The 15864-nt window shown below is 44.6% G+C and carries 17 protein-coding genes; all 17 read right to left on the minus strand.

What is annotated here, in order from left to right; translation table 11 throughout:
• Positions 1–6: 6 nt before the first annotated feature.
• Positions 7–291, minus strand: a complete 285-nt coding sequence (locus tag WJ238_RS06595) for a YabP/YqfC family sporulation protein (protein WP_230106181.1) — start codon at positions 289–291, stop codon at positions 7–9.
• Positions 292–363: 72 nt separating this feature from the next.
• Complete coding sequence (locus WJ238_RS06600) at positions 364–1668, minus strand: pyrimidine-nucleoside phosphorylase (protein WP_230106182.1); 1305 nt, start codon at positions 1666–1668, stop codon at positions 364–366.
• A gap of 60 nt (positions 1669–1728) precedes the next feature.
• A complete protein-coding gene (locus WJ238_RS06605) occupies positions 1729–2331 on the minus strand; it encodes a flavin reductase (protein WP_230106183.1) in 603 nt (200 codons plus the stop codon).
• Positions 2332–2348: 17 nt separating this feature from the next.
• Positions 2349–2987, minus strand: a complete 639-nt coding sequence (locus WJ238_RS06610; RefSeq protein ID WP_230106184.1) for an HD domain-containing protein — start codon at positions 2985–2987, stop codon at positions 2349–2351.
• Between the two features lie 47 nt (positions 2988–3034).
• A complete protein-coding gene (locus WJ238_RS06615) occupies positions 3035–5062 on the minus strand; it encodes a HelD family protein (protein ID WP_230106185.1) in 2028 nt (675 codons plus the stop codon).
• Positions 5063–5184: 122 nt separating this feature from the next.
• Positions 5185–7050 (minus strand): acyl-CoA dehydratase activase-related protein, encoded by a 1866-nt coding sequence (locus WJ238_RS06620; RefSeq protein ID WP_524536992.1) that lies wholly within the window; start codon positions 7048–7050, stop codon positions 5185–5187.
• The gene (locus WJ238_RS11960; RefSeq protein WP_524536993.1) at positions 6996–7211 is read right to left on the minus strand and encodes a hypothetical protein; all 216 of its coding nucleotides are present in this window, start codon (positions 7209–7211) and stop codon (positions 6996–6998) included. Before WJ238_RS11960 ends, WJ238_RS06620 begins: the two co-directional genes overlap by 55 nt.
• A 112-nt stretch (positions 7212–7323) precedes the next feature.
• Complete coding sequence (locus tag WJ238_RS06625; RefSeq protein WP_230106187.1) at positions 7324–8718, minus strand: MATE family efflux transporter; 1395 nt, start codon at positions 8716–8718, stop codon at positions 7324–7326.
• Complete coding sequence (locus WJ238_RS06630; RefSeq protein WP_230106188.1) at positions 8708–9163, minus strand: MarR family winged helix-turn-helix transcriptional regulator; 456 nt, start codon at positions 9161–9163, stop codon at positions 8708–8710. Before WJ238_RS06630 ends, WJ238_RS06625 begins: the two co-directional genes overlap by 11 nt.
• Before the next feature lie 129 nt (positions 9164–9292).
• Positions 9293–9667 (minus strand): fluoride efflux transporter CrcB, encoded by a 375-nt coding sequence (gene crcB, locus WJ238_RS06635; RefSeq protein WP_230106189.1) that lies wholly within the window; start codon positions 9665–9667, stop codon positions 9293–9295.
• A gap of 29 nt (positions 9668–9696) precedes the next feature.
• Positions 9697–10434, minus strand: a complete 738-nt coding sequence (locus WJ238_RS06640; protein WP_230106190.1) for a TraX family protein — start codon at positions 10432–10434, stop codon at positions 9697–9699.
• Between the two features lie 117 nt (positions 10435–10551).
• Positions 10552–11388 carry a carbohydrate ABC transporter permease gene (locus WJ238_RS06645; RefSeq protein WP_230106191.1) on the minus strand — a complete coding sequence of 279 codons (837 nt, stop codon included), beginning with the start codon at positions 11386–11388 and terminating at the stop codon, positions 10552–10554.
• Complete coding sequence (locus WJ238_RS06650) at positions 11388–12254, minus strand: carbohydrate ABC transporter permease (RefSeq protein WP_230106192.1); 867 nt, start codon at positions 12252–12254, stop codon at positions 11388–11390. The genes WJ238_RS06645 and WJ238_RS06650 overlap by 1 nt, the downstream gene beginning before the upstream one ends.
• 14 nt (positions 12255–12268) lie before the next feature.
• Positions 12269–13537: a sugar ABC transporter substrate-binding protein gene (locus WJ238_RS06655; protein ID WP_230106193.1), complete on the minus strand. Its 1269-nt coding sequence runs from the start codon at positions 13535–13537 to the stop codon at positions 12269–12271.
• 168 nt (positions 13538–13705) lie between these two features.
• On the minus strand, positions 13706–14296 hold the full coding sequence (locus WJ238_RS06660; protein WP_230106194.1) for a hydrolase: 591 nt from the start codon (positions 14294–14296) through the stop codon (positions 13706–13708).
• 134 nt (positions 14297–14430) lie between these two features.
• Positions 14431–15423, minus strand: a complete 993-nt coding sequence (locus WJ238_RS06665) for an alpha/beta hydrolase (RefSeq protein WP_316270431.1) — start codon at positions 15421–15423, stop codon at positions 14431–14433.
• Between the two features lie 15 nt (positions 15424–15438).
• Positions 15439–15681: a hypothetical protein gene (locus tag WJ238_RS06670; RefSeq protein WP_230106196.1), complete on the minus strand. Its 243-nt coding sequence runs from the start codon at positions 15679–15681 to the stop codon at positions 15439–15441.
• Positions 15682–15864: the final 183 nt, after the last annotated feature.

The raw sequence follows: 15864 nt of genomic DNA on the forward strand, positions 1-15864 counted from the left end.
TGCCCCCTATAGATATTCAATACTTTGAATCCAACCTGTGACCTTCATCTCGTCATTGGTATAATACTCAACATTGAGCCTTTTGCCTGTCAGCCGGATCTGTCCTGTTCTTGTCTGGATCCGGATCAGTTCCTCTGTATACTCCTGTATGCCCCGATAATTTTCCAGTCTTATTTCTTCCCTTCCTGTTATATGAAGAACAGGTACGCCCAGTACCAGTTCTTTTGGCACACCGGCTGCCTCTGCCATGCGTCCGATTACTCTGTCTTCCTCATTTCTGTTCTTTTTCATGGCAAATGCCCCACATAGCTTTCTATCTAATCTATGTGGGGCATTCTGAAAATATGAACAACATATGGCAATCTAATGAATCACTTCGTACACGATCTTTCTTTCCTCTAAAGACCGGTCGCCGTATTCGTAGGCTGCTTTCAGCCGGTCTCCTGCCGCCTGGCACTTTGTTTTATCATTTGCGCAGATCGTGGCAATGGAATCTCCTTTTTTGACAAAATCTCCGATCTTACGATGAAGGACAATGCCCACGGCCGGATCGATCGGATCCTCTTTTACGGCTCTTCCGCCGCCAAGAAGCAGGCAGATCCTTCCGATCTCTTCCGTATGGATTCCTGTAACAAATCCTTCCCTGTCCGCATATACCTCCATACGAAGAGACGCCTGCGGAAGAAGACAGGGATCCTCAACCTGATCCGTATTACCGCCCTGAGCCTTTACAAACTCCAGGAATTTTCCATAAGCCTTTCCGGAAAAAAGGGCGTCCTGCAATTTCTTTTCGGCATCTTCCATACTGTCTGCTGCTTTTGCTGACAGAAGCATACAGGCCCCTAAAGTAAAGACAAGTTCTGTCAGATCCTCTGGTCCATGTCCTTTGAGTGTGGCAATGACTTCCTCAAGCTCCAGCGCATTGCCTACCGCATTTCCCAGCGGCTGATTCATATCCGAAATCACTGCTGTCATGGCCTTTCCCGCCTTTTCTCCTATCTGGATCATCATCCGCGCAAGAGCCTTTGCTTCCCCGGGCGTCTTCATAAAAGCGCCGTCGCCGGCTTTCACATCCAGTACAATAGCATCTGCTCCGGATGCCAGTTTCTTACTCATGATACTGCTGGCAATGAGGGAGAGATTATCTACGGTTCCGGTAACATCCCGGAGCGCATAGAGTTTTTTGTCTGCCGGTGCAAGATTTTTGGTCTGTCCTGCAATTGCTATATGAATGTCCGCCACGTTTTTCAGAAATTCTTCTTCTGATAAAGAAGTGCGAAATCCTGATATACTTTCCAGTTTATCAATGGTTCCTCCCGTGTGTCCCAGCCCTCTCCCGGACATTTTTGCCACCGGGATCCCCAGCGAAGCCACAAGGGGCGCCAGTACAAGGGAGGTCTTATCTCCGACGCCCCCTGTGCTGTGCTTATCCACCTTGATCCCTTTTATGGAAGAAAGGTCCATTCTGTCACCGCTGTCCGCCATAGCCAGCGTCAGCGCTGTTGTCTCTTCGGTGTTCATTTTCTGGAAACAGACTGCCATCAGCATGGCTGACATCTGATAATCCGGAATGCATCCGTTTGTATATTCCCGGACCATCCAGTTTATTTCCTCGGAAGTAAGCGCTCCGCCTCTCTTTTTCTTCAAGATCAATTCATACATTGTCATTTTTATCATCCCCTGACGGCATTATTCTTTCCTTATACTTGCCCGTTTTTTATATTTGCGCTATATTTTCTCAAAGTCAGCCGCTCCGTGCTTGCAGATCGGACAGACGAAATCCTCTGGAAGTATCTCTCCTTCGTAGATATAACCGCATATTTTACATCTCCAGCCCTTCTTCTCCTCCTTTGCCGGAGCCGGTTTGATGTTGGACTGGTAGTAAGAATAGGTAGCCGAGTTATCATCAGACAATACTTCTCCGTCCGTCACATCTGCAAGGAACAGCGTATGGGTTCCCAGATCCACTGTATCAACGACCTTTGCAGAAAGCCAGGCATTAGTTCCGTCTGTCACATAATAAAGTCCGTTTGGAGATCTTCCGGTCTTTTCGTAATCTGCAAATTTGTCAACATCCCTTCCGCTCTGGAACCCAAAGTGTTTGAAAGTATCAAAGGATGCTTTCTCCGACAGGACAGACACATTGAAGACTCCTGTCCTTACAATCATATCGTGAGTGTAATTTCCCTTATTTACGGCAAGAGTAATGCGGTTCGGCGTTGTTGTCACCTGTGCCGCTGTGTTTGTGATGCAGCCGTTATCCTTTTCTCCCTCTCTGGCTGTCACCACAAAGAGCCCATAGCTTAATTTGTACATCGCTTTTCCATCCATTTTCTTTTCCTCCTTTATTATTGCTTTGACTTTTCACTTTGAATTTTCTTCATTTTCACATTGGGTTCAATAAAATTTTCATATGCATATTTCCAGAGAAAACGGGAACCGTCTGCCGTTTTTTCGTTGCGCTTCAATATCTGCGAAAGATGTACCTGATGCTCCTCCCATGCTTTCCCGTCTGTGGCTGCATTCAGCATAATAGGCTGAAGATTATCCATGGTACGGGCAAATTTAGCTTCCTTTGTTCTGCCCTCTTCAAATTCCTGCCACAGATCTTTCAGTTTTTTTTCCTGATCCCCGGGAAGGAGCCCGAATATACGATCCGCCGCCCGTGTTTCCCGCTCTTTCTGCGTCTTCTTGGCCTCTTCATCGTAAGCATAGGTATCGCCTGCGTCGATTTCCACGATATCGTGGATCAAGAGCATTGCCATGGTCTTTAAAACATCAATTTCTTCGTTGGAATATTCTGCCAGAAGAAAGGTCATGATCGCCATATGCCATGCATGTTCCGCATCATTTTCTTTTCGGTTTCCGTCTGTGAGATAGGTCTGACGCCCGATAAACTTCTCCTTGTCGATTTCCCGTATAAAATCAAACTGCTTTCGGATTCTGTCCGGCTCTCCTTCCCCTCTCGTTTCTTTGTCCTGTCCCATCTTTCCTTCCTCCCTTTTTTGTTCCGGCTTAGTTCTTTCTCACCGATTCAGCACAGAGAAAATACATACAGCTCATGGAGGGCTCTTGTTGCTGAAATATAGGCCGCCTGATTATCAAGAGGCGTCTCTTTTCTGTCTTTCACCGCAAAAACCTGGTCAAATTCCAGTCCTTTAGCCATATAAAATGTTGTCACGGTAAGCCCCTTCCGGAACGAGGTACTGTTCCTGTCTATATAGGAAACCTGAACTCCTTTTGATTTCCAGATATGGTAAATATCCTCGGCCTCCTCTTCCGTCCGTGTCAGAACTGCCGCTGTCTCAAACATTTCTTCTCCTGCGCTCACTGCCTCCAGGATTGCCTCCAGCAGATCATCCTCTTTCTGAAACTGTCTTTCCTCCACTTCCTTTCCCTGTCTTTCTAAAAGTTCCACATCCGGATCCGATGAAAACTGTGCCGCATAAGATGCAATCTGCACCGTATTCCGGTAACTCTTATTCATGGTGATCTTCCGCATCTTCTTTCCGAAGATTCCGGGGAGAAACGTGCATACATCATGCACAGTTTCATCCAGTGTCTGGGCCTTATCTCCAAGGATTGTCATCTTACAGTCAAACAGCATGTCAAGGATCACATACTGCAGATAGGAGTAATCCTGCATTTCGTCGATGATCAGATGTTTGATCCGTCGGTGCTTTCCTCTGCCAAGAAGACGATATTTCAGATACAGCAAGCCATATACATCTTCATATTCTGTCATTCTCTGTCCCAGAGAAATATCCGGCAATGGCGGATAACCGTTGTCTTCCAGGAACCAGCTGTAGATCTGATAGATATCTTTTGTCACATAGGAACGGTCAAACTGGGCTTTCACCGCTTCTGCTTCTTCTTCGGTAAGTTCTTTCCCATACAGGGTCTCATACTCGTCCACTACGTATTCCCGTACGGCATCCATCCTGGCAAGCAGCGGAAGATCCTGAAACTTAAAATAAAAAAGGCGGATAAGCTCTTCTTCTGTCTTTTTTATTCCCCGAAATGAGACTTCCCTAAAATCCATCAATCTGTCCTCTAAAATGGCCAGAAATCCTTCCATTTCCCCGATGAACTCTGAAGACTGCTTTTTTTGAAAGCGTCTGCTTTGCTCCGCATCCGGATATTTCATCATCCGCTCCAGATGATGATATCGGTCTTCGCAGTCATCCGTGATTCCCCTAAGCTCCCTGTAAGCAAAGAGATCAAAACTCATTTCCTGGATATTTTCCTCTCCCAGTTCCGGGAGGATGTGAGAAATATAATCCGCAAAAACACTGTTGGGCGAAAGGATCAGGATATCTGATGCCTTCAGATTCTTCCTGTCGTGATACAGAAGATAGGCCGCCCGATGGAGCGCTACCGAGGTTTTCCCGCTGCCTGCCGCTCCCTGGATCACCAGGATCTTATCCCTCTGGTTCCGGATGATAGCGTTTTGTTCCTTCTGGATCGTCCGTACAATATTTTTCAGCTGGACGTCACTGCTGCTTCCAAGTTCTTCTTTCAAAATGTCATCGTCGATTTTTGTGTCGCTTTCAAAAGCATATATCATCCTGCCGTTTCTGATCTTATACTGCCATTTTGAAATGATCTCCCCTGTCATAACTCCGGCAGGAGCTTCATAAGAAGCCTCTCCTTTGTCATAATCATAGAAAAGACCTGCCACAGGGGCCCGCCAGTCATAGATGAGGGGGATACTTCCCGCCTCCTCTGCAAAATTTCCAATTCCTATATAAAAAGGTTCCTTTTCTGTTTCCCCTGAATATACGAAATCTACTCTGCCGAAGTATGGAGAATCCAACATCTTCAAAAAGCGCTGCTTCTGTTTAGCCGCTTCCTGATTGGCATTTACCTGGCTAAGAAGAGCCTGCTGATTGTCGTAGTCTTCATATCCGTACTGGTCCATTTCCGTATAATTTTCCCAGTAATAGTCGTGCATGTTTTCGATCTCTTTTTGTCCTGTAAGAAGGGTTTGATCTATTTTTTCTATTCTCTTTTTAATTTTTTCTGTCACATCCTGCAAAAAGGATTCTTCTTCTCTCACCATAGCTGCCTCCTTTTCTTTTCCTGCCGGGTGTTATCATAAGACAGATTTGTATTTATTATACCCGATGTTTTACTGTATGTACAGAAAAAGCAGCGGCACGAAGCGCCGCTGCCTGACTTTATTTACTTTTTACAGCTCATAACCAGCATTTGAAGCCGGTTCTCTATATTTGCAAAACTGACGTCGGGATCATAGTCCAGGGGCAGAATCTGGGCATCCGGATAAATCTCCTTTAATTTCTTCGTAATTCCCCGCCCCACCACATGATTAGGCAGGCATCCAAAAGGCTGAAGGATTACAAAGGCTCTGCAGCCTTTTTTTGCATGATGCAGGATTTCTCCCGGTATCAGGACGCCCTCCCCTGCATCAAAGGTATGATGGATAATAGGATCACTGTCTTTCACAAGATCCGGCAGCCTGCAGGCCGGCGTATAAAGCGGATGTCTTGCCGCAATCTTATCTGTCACATCATGGGCGATCTCAAAAGCCTGATTCGCCGTACGGAGCCAGACTTTGTCTGCCAGAGGCTTTTTCAGGCGGTATTCCCGGATCTGGGTATATTGATAAAAGTAGGTTTTCCGGATGACATCTGTCATTCTGGCCTCAATGATCTCAAACCCGTTCTTCTCCAGATATGCTTCAATATCATGATTAGCTCCGGGATGGAAATTCAGAAGATACTCTCCCACGATCAATACCTGCGGTCTTTTTTCCGAACGGTCATAGGGAATATCTTTCATGATTTCAATGGCCTTTTCAAATCCTTGCCTGGCCCCGGAGATTCCTCTTCTCTCCAGTCCCCTGATCACCTCATCCAAGGCCTTCTCAAATGCCTGATCAGCACTTCCCTTTTCTTTCTCATAAGGACGGATTTTCCTTAAAAGCTCTTCGAGGACATCGATCATTGGAAGGCCGAAGGCGATCTTAACTGCAGTAAAAAGATTCATGTGAAAGCCGGGGTGAAGCTTGTGGGAATCTTTGTCATCATTAGTCAGAATCGGAACCTGGGGATATCCTGCATCGTCCAGCGCTTTGCGAAGCAGCGCGCTGTAGTGGGTCAGACGGCAGTCTCCTACATATTTTCCCATTCCGATAGCCACTTCGTCCCCGTCATATTTTCCGCTTTTCAAAGTGGCAAGGGCTTCGCCTATTACAATCTGTGCCGGGAAACATATATCGTTATGTACGTACTGCTTTCCAAGGCGGATCGCCTCTTCACGTCCCACAGCCAGGGATTCTGTTCTCACTCCCTGTCCGGCAAAGGCCGCTGCCATCAGTCTGCTGAAGGCATGGGAAGTATTTGGGATCAAAGCAATCTTTTCTTTGCGGGATTGCTTTGTGTATTTGACAGGATAAGGATCCGAAAGCGAATGGATCTTAGGCCGGCTCTCCTTTCTGCGTCGCATGTCTACCGTCTCTGTAAAAGAACGGATACGGATGCGCAGAGGGCCCTGAATATCGCTTTCGTCCAGCTTTAAGATCAAGGGTATCTTACCTGATATTTCTTTCATAAGACGGATGATCTCATCAGAAAGATAAGCATCGTGACCGCACCCGAAGCTGACCAGCTGTACGTATTCCAGATAATCTGTTTTTGCAGCCAGAACCGCCGATGAGAGCATTCTGGCATGATAATTATTGACAACATCAAGCCTGCTCTTCTTCAGCTCCACATGATTAATCTCCGGAAGAGAGTCCGCTGTCAGTACCGGGATCCCAAGCTTCGTGAACATATCAGGAAGGTCGTGATTAACAAGCGCATCGTTCTGGTAGGGGCGGGAGGCCAAAATAACCGCATAGGTTCCCTTACTCTTTACATCCTCGCATACCTTTTTTCCGGCCTCTGTCAGTTCTTTATGGAACTGTTTCTGCGCCGTATCTCCTGCTTCGATTGCCGCCATAGTCTCATCTGCCGAAATCCGGAACGTTTCTTTCATATACAGACAGAGCTGCCGGTTCCGGTCCTCGTCCTTATACCAGTGAAACAATGGCGCATCAAAAGGAAGGTTCCAGCGCTTCGCAGGATTGTCCGAATTGCGCACCACGATAGGATGTCTTCTGTCATTACCGCCAGCTTCGTCGTAGTGGATCCTATATCTACACCAACAAGGAGGAACGGCGTTTTGCTCACTTTTTGTTCTTCTGTCATATTGCAACACTCCGTCATCATTTGTAGCTGTTTTCACAAATGATTATTTTAGCACTTTCAGAAAAGCTTAAAAGAATAATTTGACAGTTTTTAACAAAATCTTAGCACTTTCTTAACACTGTTTTTTCATTTTTGAAAGCGCTTTCTTAAACTGTATAGAAAAGAGTATTGCTGTAAAAGTTACTGCGATCACATCCGCAATGGGTTCTGCCGTATAAACGCCCGTTGTCGGATCTGAAGAAAAAATACGCGGCATAATATAGATCAGCGGAAGGAGAAGCACAAACTTCCGCATAACCGCTACGACAATGGATTCTACCGCTTTTCCAAGGGCGTTAAAAGTCATCTGACAGGAAACCTGGATTCCGAAAAGGAACATCGCTCCCATATAGATGCGCAGAGCTGTTTTTGTAAATTCCATTAAAGCAGCATCTGTGGTAAACATTGCCGCAAACCCTCCCGGAAGGAGCATAACAAGCAGCCACAGAATCACAGAATAGCAAAGGCTGACTTTCAAAAGTAATTTAAAAGCACTTTGTACCCTGACAGCATTGCCGGCACCATAGTTATAGCTGATAATAGGTTGCGCTCCCTGCCCAAGTCCCTGAAGTGGAAGCATGGCGAACTGCATGACACTGGTCAGAATTGTCATAGCCCCCACTGCAATGTCTCCCCCATATTTTTGCAGAGATGAATTGAAGCATACCGAAATAACACTCTCGCTTGCCTGCATCACAAAAGTGGATACTCCGAGAGCAAGACAGGGAAGGATAAACCTGGGAACAAGGATCAGATTTTTCTTTCTGATCTTCAGGAATGTCTTTTTTCCGCACAGAAAAGAAACAACCCATATACAGGAAAGTCCCTGTGAAATAATAGTGGCAAGAGCAGCTCCTCTGACATCCATATCAAATCCGAAAATAAAAATCGGGTCCAAAATAATATTCGCTACGGCCCCGATCAAAACAGACATCATTCCGGTCTTTGCAAATCCCTGGGCTGTAATAAATGCATTCATGCCAAGAGTCAACTCTACAAATATCGTTCCAAGGGCATAAATATTCATATAGTTTACGCCATATTCAATGGTATTTTGGCTGGCTCCAAAAGCCATGAGCAAATCCCGGTTCCATATAAGAAGTACCGCCGTCAGGATCAGAGAAATAATGACCTGGACAACAAAACAGTTTCCCAGTATTTTTTCTGCAGATTCATTATCTTTCTTTCCCATGAAAATAGATGCTCTTGGTGAGCCGCCGTATCCAACCAGGGCTGCAAAAGCTGATACGATCATGATCAGGGGCATACATACGCCCACACCTGTCAGTGCCGTCGCTCCAATCTCCGGAATGTGGCCAATGTAGATTCTGTCTACAATATTGTAGAGCATGTTGATAAGCTGTGCGATGACAGTAGGAACTGCAAGACGGAACAAAAGCTTTCCTATCGGATCCGTTCCCAGAAATTCCTTATCTGACGCTGGCTGTGCATTTTCTCTATGATTCATTGTCTTTCATCCTTTCTGTCGCCTGTTCTATATTTTTCAACAGCTTCTTTTTAAACTGTTCATATCCTTCAAGCTCCGCGGCCGTAAAGCCTTCCAGCACAGTATCCCAAAATTCTTCCTGCACTGACTCAATATCTTCTCTTACAGATTGTGCCTCCGAGCGCAGACAAAGGTGCTGCTTCCGGCGGTCCTTCTTGTCCGGAATTTTCTCTAACATAGATTTCCGTATCAAAGAATCGACCGCTTTGGAAACAGCACCCTTGGAAAGACCTCTAAGCTCTACAATATCCGCTGCTGTGTCTTTTCCCGGATTATTATGCAGGAATCCGATCACATCTGCCTCTGTGCCGGTCAACTGATGTCGGGCACATACTTTTCTTAGCATTTTCTCATATAATCTGAGTACTGCGCGGATCCCCATCCAGGTCTCTGCATTCTTTCTCATCTTGCTCTCCTTTCCGCCAAACTTATAATAGTTTCCTCGTAAACTGTTTCTCCGTAAACTATTATAAATTTCGGTGGAAATTAATCAAGACTTATCACAGAAAAAACACAATTTTATTTTCGCTTTTTATTATTTCATATAATTTACAGCCCATTGACCGGCAAATACGGCAGCCACACCGATTACCATACTTAGGGATACATACAAAACTGCTGTAGCTTCGCTGCCGCTTTTCAACATATCCGCCGTTTCCAATGCAAAAGAGGAAAATGTCGTAAAACCTCCGCATATCCCTACTTTCAGAAACAGGACGATCTGCGGATCCAGCCAACTGTCCTTTGCTGCCAGCGCTGCTATAACTCCGATCACAAAAGATCCCAGTACATTGATCGCAAAGGTTTTCACCGGAAATACAGATCCCTGTTCCAGTGGGATCAATCCGATCAAGTATCTGCACACCGCTCCGATAAACCCTCCGGCGCCGACAATCATACATTCTACCATACTAATTCCTGCCTTTCCTTACCCTCTCTTTATATCCGGCCCTGTTCTCCTGCAATCCGCAAAATTCCTAAGATCAGAAGATGCAGCGGATAGAACCAATAGAAGAACCATTTGGAAAACTTCTTTCCCTTCTCTGCCCGTTTCCCATTGTAGAGACAGACGATCACCACCCCGGAAAGGGCTCCTCCCGCCATGCTTCCCAGAGCAGACAAAATCCCGCCGGACAAATGAAATAATCCCAGCAAAACGGCAGAAATTGCAAAGGCTGTTTTTGTTTCTCTCTTCAGTCCGTACGCCCACCAAAACAACAGGGTAAATCCCGGAGCCAAAAGTGACCAGTCGCAAAAAACGGACAGTCCAAGCAGCCCTCCAATTGTCAGAACGAGAAGAATTTCATTGGATATCACTTCCAGGGCAAGAAGGATCAAAAAGCAGATCAGAAGGGTAAACATCATATTCAGACGCGCTGTACCTTCCGGCGCCCGTTTTATGATAGCCAGATCATATGGTATTTGCGAGATCACTCCAAACAGGAACAGCCGGAAGGCATATCTTTTTCTTGATCTGGTACAGTAGAACCCTTCTACCAGGAAATAGCACATCGTAATCGCCGTAAAATATCCGATATTCTCAAATATATTTGCCACAAAGCTTTCCGGCCTCATCCAGATCAACGCAATGTGATTCAAGAGCATGGTAAATGCGGCGATGTATTTTATGGCGTCCCTGTTTAAAATCCTGTAGTTTTCCTTACTTCTGGCTTTCATAGTATCGTTTCTTTGTCCTTTTTCAGTAATTTCCCGAAATTTCCTCCGACTTTTCTCATCATTGAGCTCTAATTATATCTGAATTTCTCTTCTATGTACAGAAAAGCTTTTCCTGTACTACCCTTTTACAGAACCTTTCATCATCCCCGATACCAAATATTTCCGGAAAACCAGCGCTGCAAGTGCAGGAGGAATCAATGCGATCATACCTGCCGCCGCTACAAGGCCGTACTGAATGGTATCCTTCGTAACAAATTCTGATACCACGATGGCCATCGGCTTTGTCTCCATAGAAGAAGCCAAGATCAAAGGAATCTGGAACTGACTCCAGGTATTCAAAAACATGATCAGCGAAATAGACAAAATAATCGGAGCAGACAAAGGAAGCATAATGCGAAAAAATGTAGCTGTTCTTCCGCAGCCGTCAATTAAGGCCGCCTCTTCCAATTCTTTTGGAATAGTTGCAAAATAGTTGGAAATCAACCAGACTGCAAGGGGAAGGTAAGAACTGACATATACGACAGAAAGCCAGAAAATATTGTCAAGAAGCCTTGCGTCAGCAAACATACGATACAGAGGAATGATCGTCGCCATCACCGGAATCACCATTGTAATCAAAAGAATATTTTTGATTGCTTTTCTTCCTCTGAACTGCATTCGTCCAAGAGCATAAGCGCTCATCAAAGCAACTGGAATCCCAATAACCAGTGTAATGGCAGCAGCTCTCAGAGAATTAAACATACCTGTAAAAAATCTGGCGCCTCTTTGTCCGCCGGAAAACAACTCCCTGTAATTATCCCATATGATCTTGTCTGGCAGCAGGTTACTGTCCGGTGAAAACATGCTGTAATCAGGAGTCACAGATAAAATAAATGTCCAGATAAAGGGACCTACTGTAAAAATCAGAAATAAAACAAGTGCCAGAATATAGCCGCCCTTTCTAAAATATTTCATCAATACTCCACCTCCTTGTTCAAACTTCTAAGATAGAAGATTCCAAGAATTAAAGCAAACAGCATAACAATATATGTCATCGCGCTTCCCTTTCCAAAGTTCAGGAAATTGAAGGTTGTCAGATAGCTTTCCATCAGGATGTTTTTCCCAAGATCACTATATCCTGAAAGAGCAACAATTTCATCAAATACATTGATAGCTGTGACGGAAGTAGAGGTCACTCCCACTGCCACAAAGGGCATCATCAAAGGCATAGTAATATGACGGAATATGTTCCCTTTTGTACCTCCGTCTATTTTTGCAGCCTCATAAAGTTCTTCAGGGATAGATTGTCTTCCAGATAAGCAGACCAGGGCCATAAAAGGCACGCTTCTCCACACTACCACAATAGACAGTACAAAAAGAAGCATCCACCTGGAGCTTAGAAATTCAACAGGTTCATCTGTAAGACCGATCCCGATCAGAAGCTTATTTAAAAATCCATATCCGGAGAAAAATACAAATCTCCACAAAATTCCATTTACAAAGGGTGGAAGCGCCCATGGAAGGACAGAAAGCGCCAAAAGCAGCCCGGAACACTTTACTTTAATGTTTAAAAAAGAGGCAACCAGCCAGCCGAAAACTGTAGTAAAGATAACAACAATTACTAAAATGAAAATCGTGTTCTGCAGACTGTACCAGAAAGAATCAGATTGAATAATATCAGTATAATTCTTAAATCCTATAAATCGGATATCTCCTGGTGCTGTCAGCTTCCACTTTTTTAAACTGTATGAGAATGTTGTAATAATGGGATAAAACACTAACACACCCATGATTAAAATCATGGGTGTAAGTAACAAATAAGGAAATAATTTCTTTTTCATCTTTTCTTCCTAAATTATTCGTTTAAAAGTTCTTCCAGCGCACCGGACATTTCTGCATATGCTTCTTCTGCATTCAGCTCACCGCGAGCCATTTTGTTAATTGCATTATACATAGCGCTGCTCATCTCTGCGTAATAGGACGGCACACCGTTCGGGAATGGTGAAGAAACCAGCTTTGCCTGCTCCAGCATTGCTCCGGAATTTTGGATTGTTCCATCGTTGATCAGCTCTTCCAGAACTGAGTTGCGTGTCGGGATTGCACTGTTTGTCTCATTTAACTGTTTCTGCATATCGGCAGATGTATACCACTCGATAAATGTCTTTGCAGCTTCTTTGTTTTCTGACAGGCTGTTTACCCCGATAGCCTCAGGCAGCGGCATTGTCTGTGCAGCTTTTCCATCTTTGCCTGGAACCAGAATCGGAGTGATCTGTCCAACAACACTGCAAAGTTCTTCATTCTGACTTCTGGAAACGAAGGAAGTCGGACCCGTCAAAAAGCTTGCAGTTCCTCCGCAGATCCGCATATAAGCGTCCATTCCTGATGATGTTTTATCTTCCGGAGCAACCAGCTCTTCGTTGATCAAAGTCTCCATATACTTCAACGCTTCCATAACAGACTCTTCATTAAAGGTACCATCGTCATTCCATATAACTCCATTCATAGTGTACGCAAGCCACATCAGACAGGTGGCTGTTTTTTCTTCAGCATTTAATGCAATAGCAAATGGATAGTCTACTGTACCTGTTGATTTTAACTGACGGCAAGCTTCCAGAACGTCATCCCATGTCTGCGGCTCTTCTGTGATACCGGCAGCCTTAAACTGTTCTGTATTGTAGTATGCCAGACGGTAGTCGTTTGCATATGGCATAGCCAGTACCTGGTCATCAATGGTAAATGTATCAATGGTAGGCATATCCGCTTTATCTTCTTCCGATACTTCCAAAGGTTCCAGCCAGCCGGCAGCGTAAAACTCACCGACCCAGGACCAGTCAACTTCTACCACATCCGCAACGCATTCGTTCGCTGCGGCAGCTGTTCCGAGCTTTTCGCGAATATCATCCCAGCCTACTTCTGAAATCTCTACTTCAATCCCCGTTTCCTCTGTGAATGCTGCAAGCTGTTCATCTGTCGGAACGCCCCAGTCCGGAACCATAAAAGTAATTTTTTCGCTTTCGCCTTCCTCTGATGCTTCCCCCTCATCACTGCTCTGACTTCCACATCCCACTGCAAGAGCCATGCACATAGAAGCTGTAAGCAGTACACTGATCAATTTCTTTTTCATGATTTTCCTCCTTTATGTGCTTTGTGAACATATTTATTATATCAACACATAATTTTTCCGACAAATCGATTATGTTTATATACTCATCCAAGTTATAGAGATTTCCTATTAATGTTTGAAATCCCGTGTAAAACCTAATCTTAGCCGACAGAGAAAATCATTAAAAAATTATCTCATAGTTTCCATCTCTTTTTGGATACTTTCTTCGCAGGAGCGCATAGCGAGGATCGTCTTTTCAAACAGATCATTTAATTCCCAGCCAAGGCGCTCTGCTCCCGTCCGGATGATATCCCTGGAGCATCCTGCCGCAAATCTTTTATCTTTAAATTTTTTCTTCACGCTGGAAACTTCCATATCCATTACACTTTTAGACGGACGCATCAGAGCTGCCGCCCAGATAAGGCCGGTAAGTTCATCAGCGGCAAAAAGAACCTTTTCCATCTCATGTACAGGTTCCATATCACTGCAGATACCATAGCCGTGAGAGCAGATCGTATAAATCATATCTTCACCCACGCCTCCGTCTCTCAAAAGTTCAGGGGCTTTCCTGCAATGCTCTTCCGGATATAATTCAAAATCAATATCATGCAGAAGGCCGCTGATTCCCCAATATTCCTCTTCTTCTCCATATCCAAGTTCTTTTGCATACCAGCGCATTACTCCTTCCACTGTCAGAGCATGCTGAATATGGAACTCCTCTTTGTTATATGTTTTCAGCAGTTTCAGTGCCTGCTCTCTTGTAATCTGACTTGTCCTCATTTTTCCCTCCTGATACGCACATTTTTCCTTCATTTTACTATGGCTGCCAATGACTGTCAAACTTTCGGGCAAAAGCAGCAAAGGTCAAAAGCGCCTGACAGTATATACCGCCAGACGCTTTTGCTTTCTGCAGATTATTTCAGATTTTCTGTAAAAAATTCTTCCATTTTGTCAAATGGGATCGCGCCTTTCCCGCCTCCGTCGTAAAGGTCCGTGTGAACTGCTCCCGGAATGATGAGCAGTTCCTTGTTATCAGCATATGGATTATCCTTTACCATATCTGCATAAGCATCCCGGCTGAAATAACAGGAATGGGCTTTTTCTCCGTGCATGATCAGTACAGCGCTTCGGATTTCATTGCTGTATTTAAGAATAGGCTGATTCAGGAAGGACATGCAGCCCGTTATATTCCATCCGCCGTTGGAATTAAGGGATCTTGCATGATATCCCCGCTTTGTTTTGTAGTAGTCATGATAATCTTTTACAAAGAAAGGCGCGTCCTCCGGAAGCGGATCAACTACACCGCCACCCAGAGCATAGGTTCCGCTCCGGTAATCTTCCAGACGCTGTGCATTCATAGCCTGTTTCTTCTCATAGCGGGCTTCCTCCGAATCCTCTGCGTCAAAATACCCTTTTGCGTTGACGCGCGTCATATCATACATGGTAGATGCTACTGTCGCCTTGATCCGTGTATCCAGCGCTGCCGCATTCAGCGCCATACCGCCCCATCCGCATATACCGATAATACCTATCCTTTCAGAATCGGCCTTTTCATGCAAAGATAGGAAATCTACCGCCGCCTGAAAATCTTCGGTGTTGATGTCCGGAGAAGCCATATACCGTGGCTTGCCTCCGCTCTCGCCTGTAAAGGAAGGGTCAAATGCCATTGTCAAAAGGCCCCGTTCTGCCATTGTCTGTGCGTAAAGTCCTGACGCCTGCTCCTTTACCGCGCCAAAAGGACCGCACACCGCGATTGCCGCAAGCTTGCCTTCCACATTTTTAGGAATATAAAGATCCGCCGCCAGAGTAATGCCATAGCGATTGTGGAATGTCACTTTACTGTGTTCAACTTTGTCACTTTTAGGAAATACTTTGTCCCATTCCTGTGTTAATTTTAATTCTTCCATGTTGCAATCATCCTTTCATTTTTTTGCTTTCTTACACTTTTCCATCTGGTACACAATAAAATCCAGACAGTCTATCTGCGCCTGGCTTTTGTGAAGATTTTCAAGCAATTCAGCGCGATGACGCCGCAAGAGGCGTTTGGCAGCGCAAAAGTCATCTTCTCTGATAAATTTTTGTATAACAGCGATGTCATCTGCCCTGCATCCCACATTTCCAAGAAGCTGGATCAGATTTTCTTTTTCATCAAAAAGTTTATTCATAAAAAAGAATCTCCTTTCCAAAGTTTCTGATATGATTATATATCTGCGGCTTTCTATTTCGCTAATTGTTATAATTTATTTCGTGTTATTCCTTTTTTGCATTTCATATGCTACACTTAAGTGTAAGAGGTTGATTGAAATCCTTACTGCAACATTGAAGTTGTAACTGCACATTGAAAACTT

Origin of the sequence: Claveliimonas sp., from assembly GCF_037273965.1 — a bacterium.
GTDB classification, from domain to species: domain Bacteria; phylum Bacillota; class Clostridia; order Lachnospirales; family Lachnospiraceae; genus Claveliimonas; species Claveliimonas bilis.

Coding starts and splice junctions, on each gene's coding strand:
- WJ238_RS06595 (WP_230106181.1), bottom strand. CDS start 291: ATGAAAAAGAACAGAAATGAGGAAGACAGAGTAATCGGACGCATGGCA.
- WJ238_RS06600 (WP_230106182.1), bottom strand. CDS start 1,668: ATGACAATGTATGAATTGATCTTGAAGAAAAAGAGAGGCGGAGCGCTT.
- WJ238_RS06605 (WP_230106183.1), bottom strand. CDS start 2,331: ATGGATGGAAAAGCGATGTACAAATTAAGCTATGGGCTCTTTGTGGTG.
- WJ238_RS06610 (WP_230106184.1), bottom strand. CDS start 2,987: ATGGGACAGGACAAAGAAACGAGAGGGGAAGGAGAGCCGGACAGAATC.
- WJ238_RS06615 (WP_230106185.1), bottom strand. CDS start 5,062: ATGGTGAGAGAAGAAGAATCCTTTTTGCAGGATGTGACAGAAAAAATT.
- WJ238_RS11960 (WP_524536993.1), bottom strand. CDS start 7,211: ATGACAGAAGAACAAAAAGTGAGCAAAACGCCGTTCCTCCTTGTTGGT.
- WJ238_RS06625 (WP_230106187.1), bottom strand. CDS start 8,718: ATGAATCATAGAGAAAATGCACAGCCAGCGTCAGATAAGGAATTTCTG.
- WJ238_RS06630 (WP_230106188.1), bottom strand. CDS start 9,163: ATGAGAAAGAATGCAGAGACCTGGATGGGGATCCGCGCAGTACTCAGA.
- crcB (WP_230106189.1), bottom strand. CDS start 9,667: ATGGTAGAATGTATGATTGTCGGCGCCGGAGGGTTTATCGGAGCGGTG.
- WJ238_RS06640 (WP_230106190.1), bottom strand. CDS start 10,434: ATGAAAGCCAGAAGTAAGGAAAACTACAGGATTTTAAACAGGGACGCC.
- WJ238_RS06645 (WP_230106191.1), bottom strand. CDS start 11,388: ATGAAATATTTTAGAAAGGGCGGCTATATTCTGGCACTTGTTTTATTT.
- WJ238_RS06650 (WP_230106192.1), bottom strand. CDS start 12,254: ATGAAAAAGAAATTATTTCCTTATTTGTTACTTACACCCATGATTTTA.
- WJ238_RS06655 (WP_230106193.1), bottom strand. CDS start 13,537: ATGAAAAAGAAATTGATCAGTGTACTGCTTACAGCTTCTATGTGCATG.
- WJ238_RS06660 (WP_230106194.1), bottom strand. CDS start 14,296: ATGAGGACAAGTCAGATTACAAGAGAGCAGGCACTGAAACTGCTGAAA.
- WJ238_RS06665 (WP_316270431.1), bottom strand. CDS start 15,423: ATGGAAGAATTAAAATTAACACAGGAATGGGACAAAGTATTTCCTAAA.
- WJ238_RS06670 (WP_230106196.1), bottom strand. CDS start 15,681: ATGAATAAACTTTTTGATGAAAAAGAAAATCTGATCCAGCTTCTTGGA.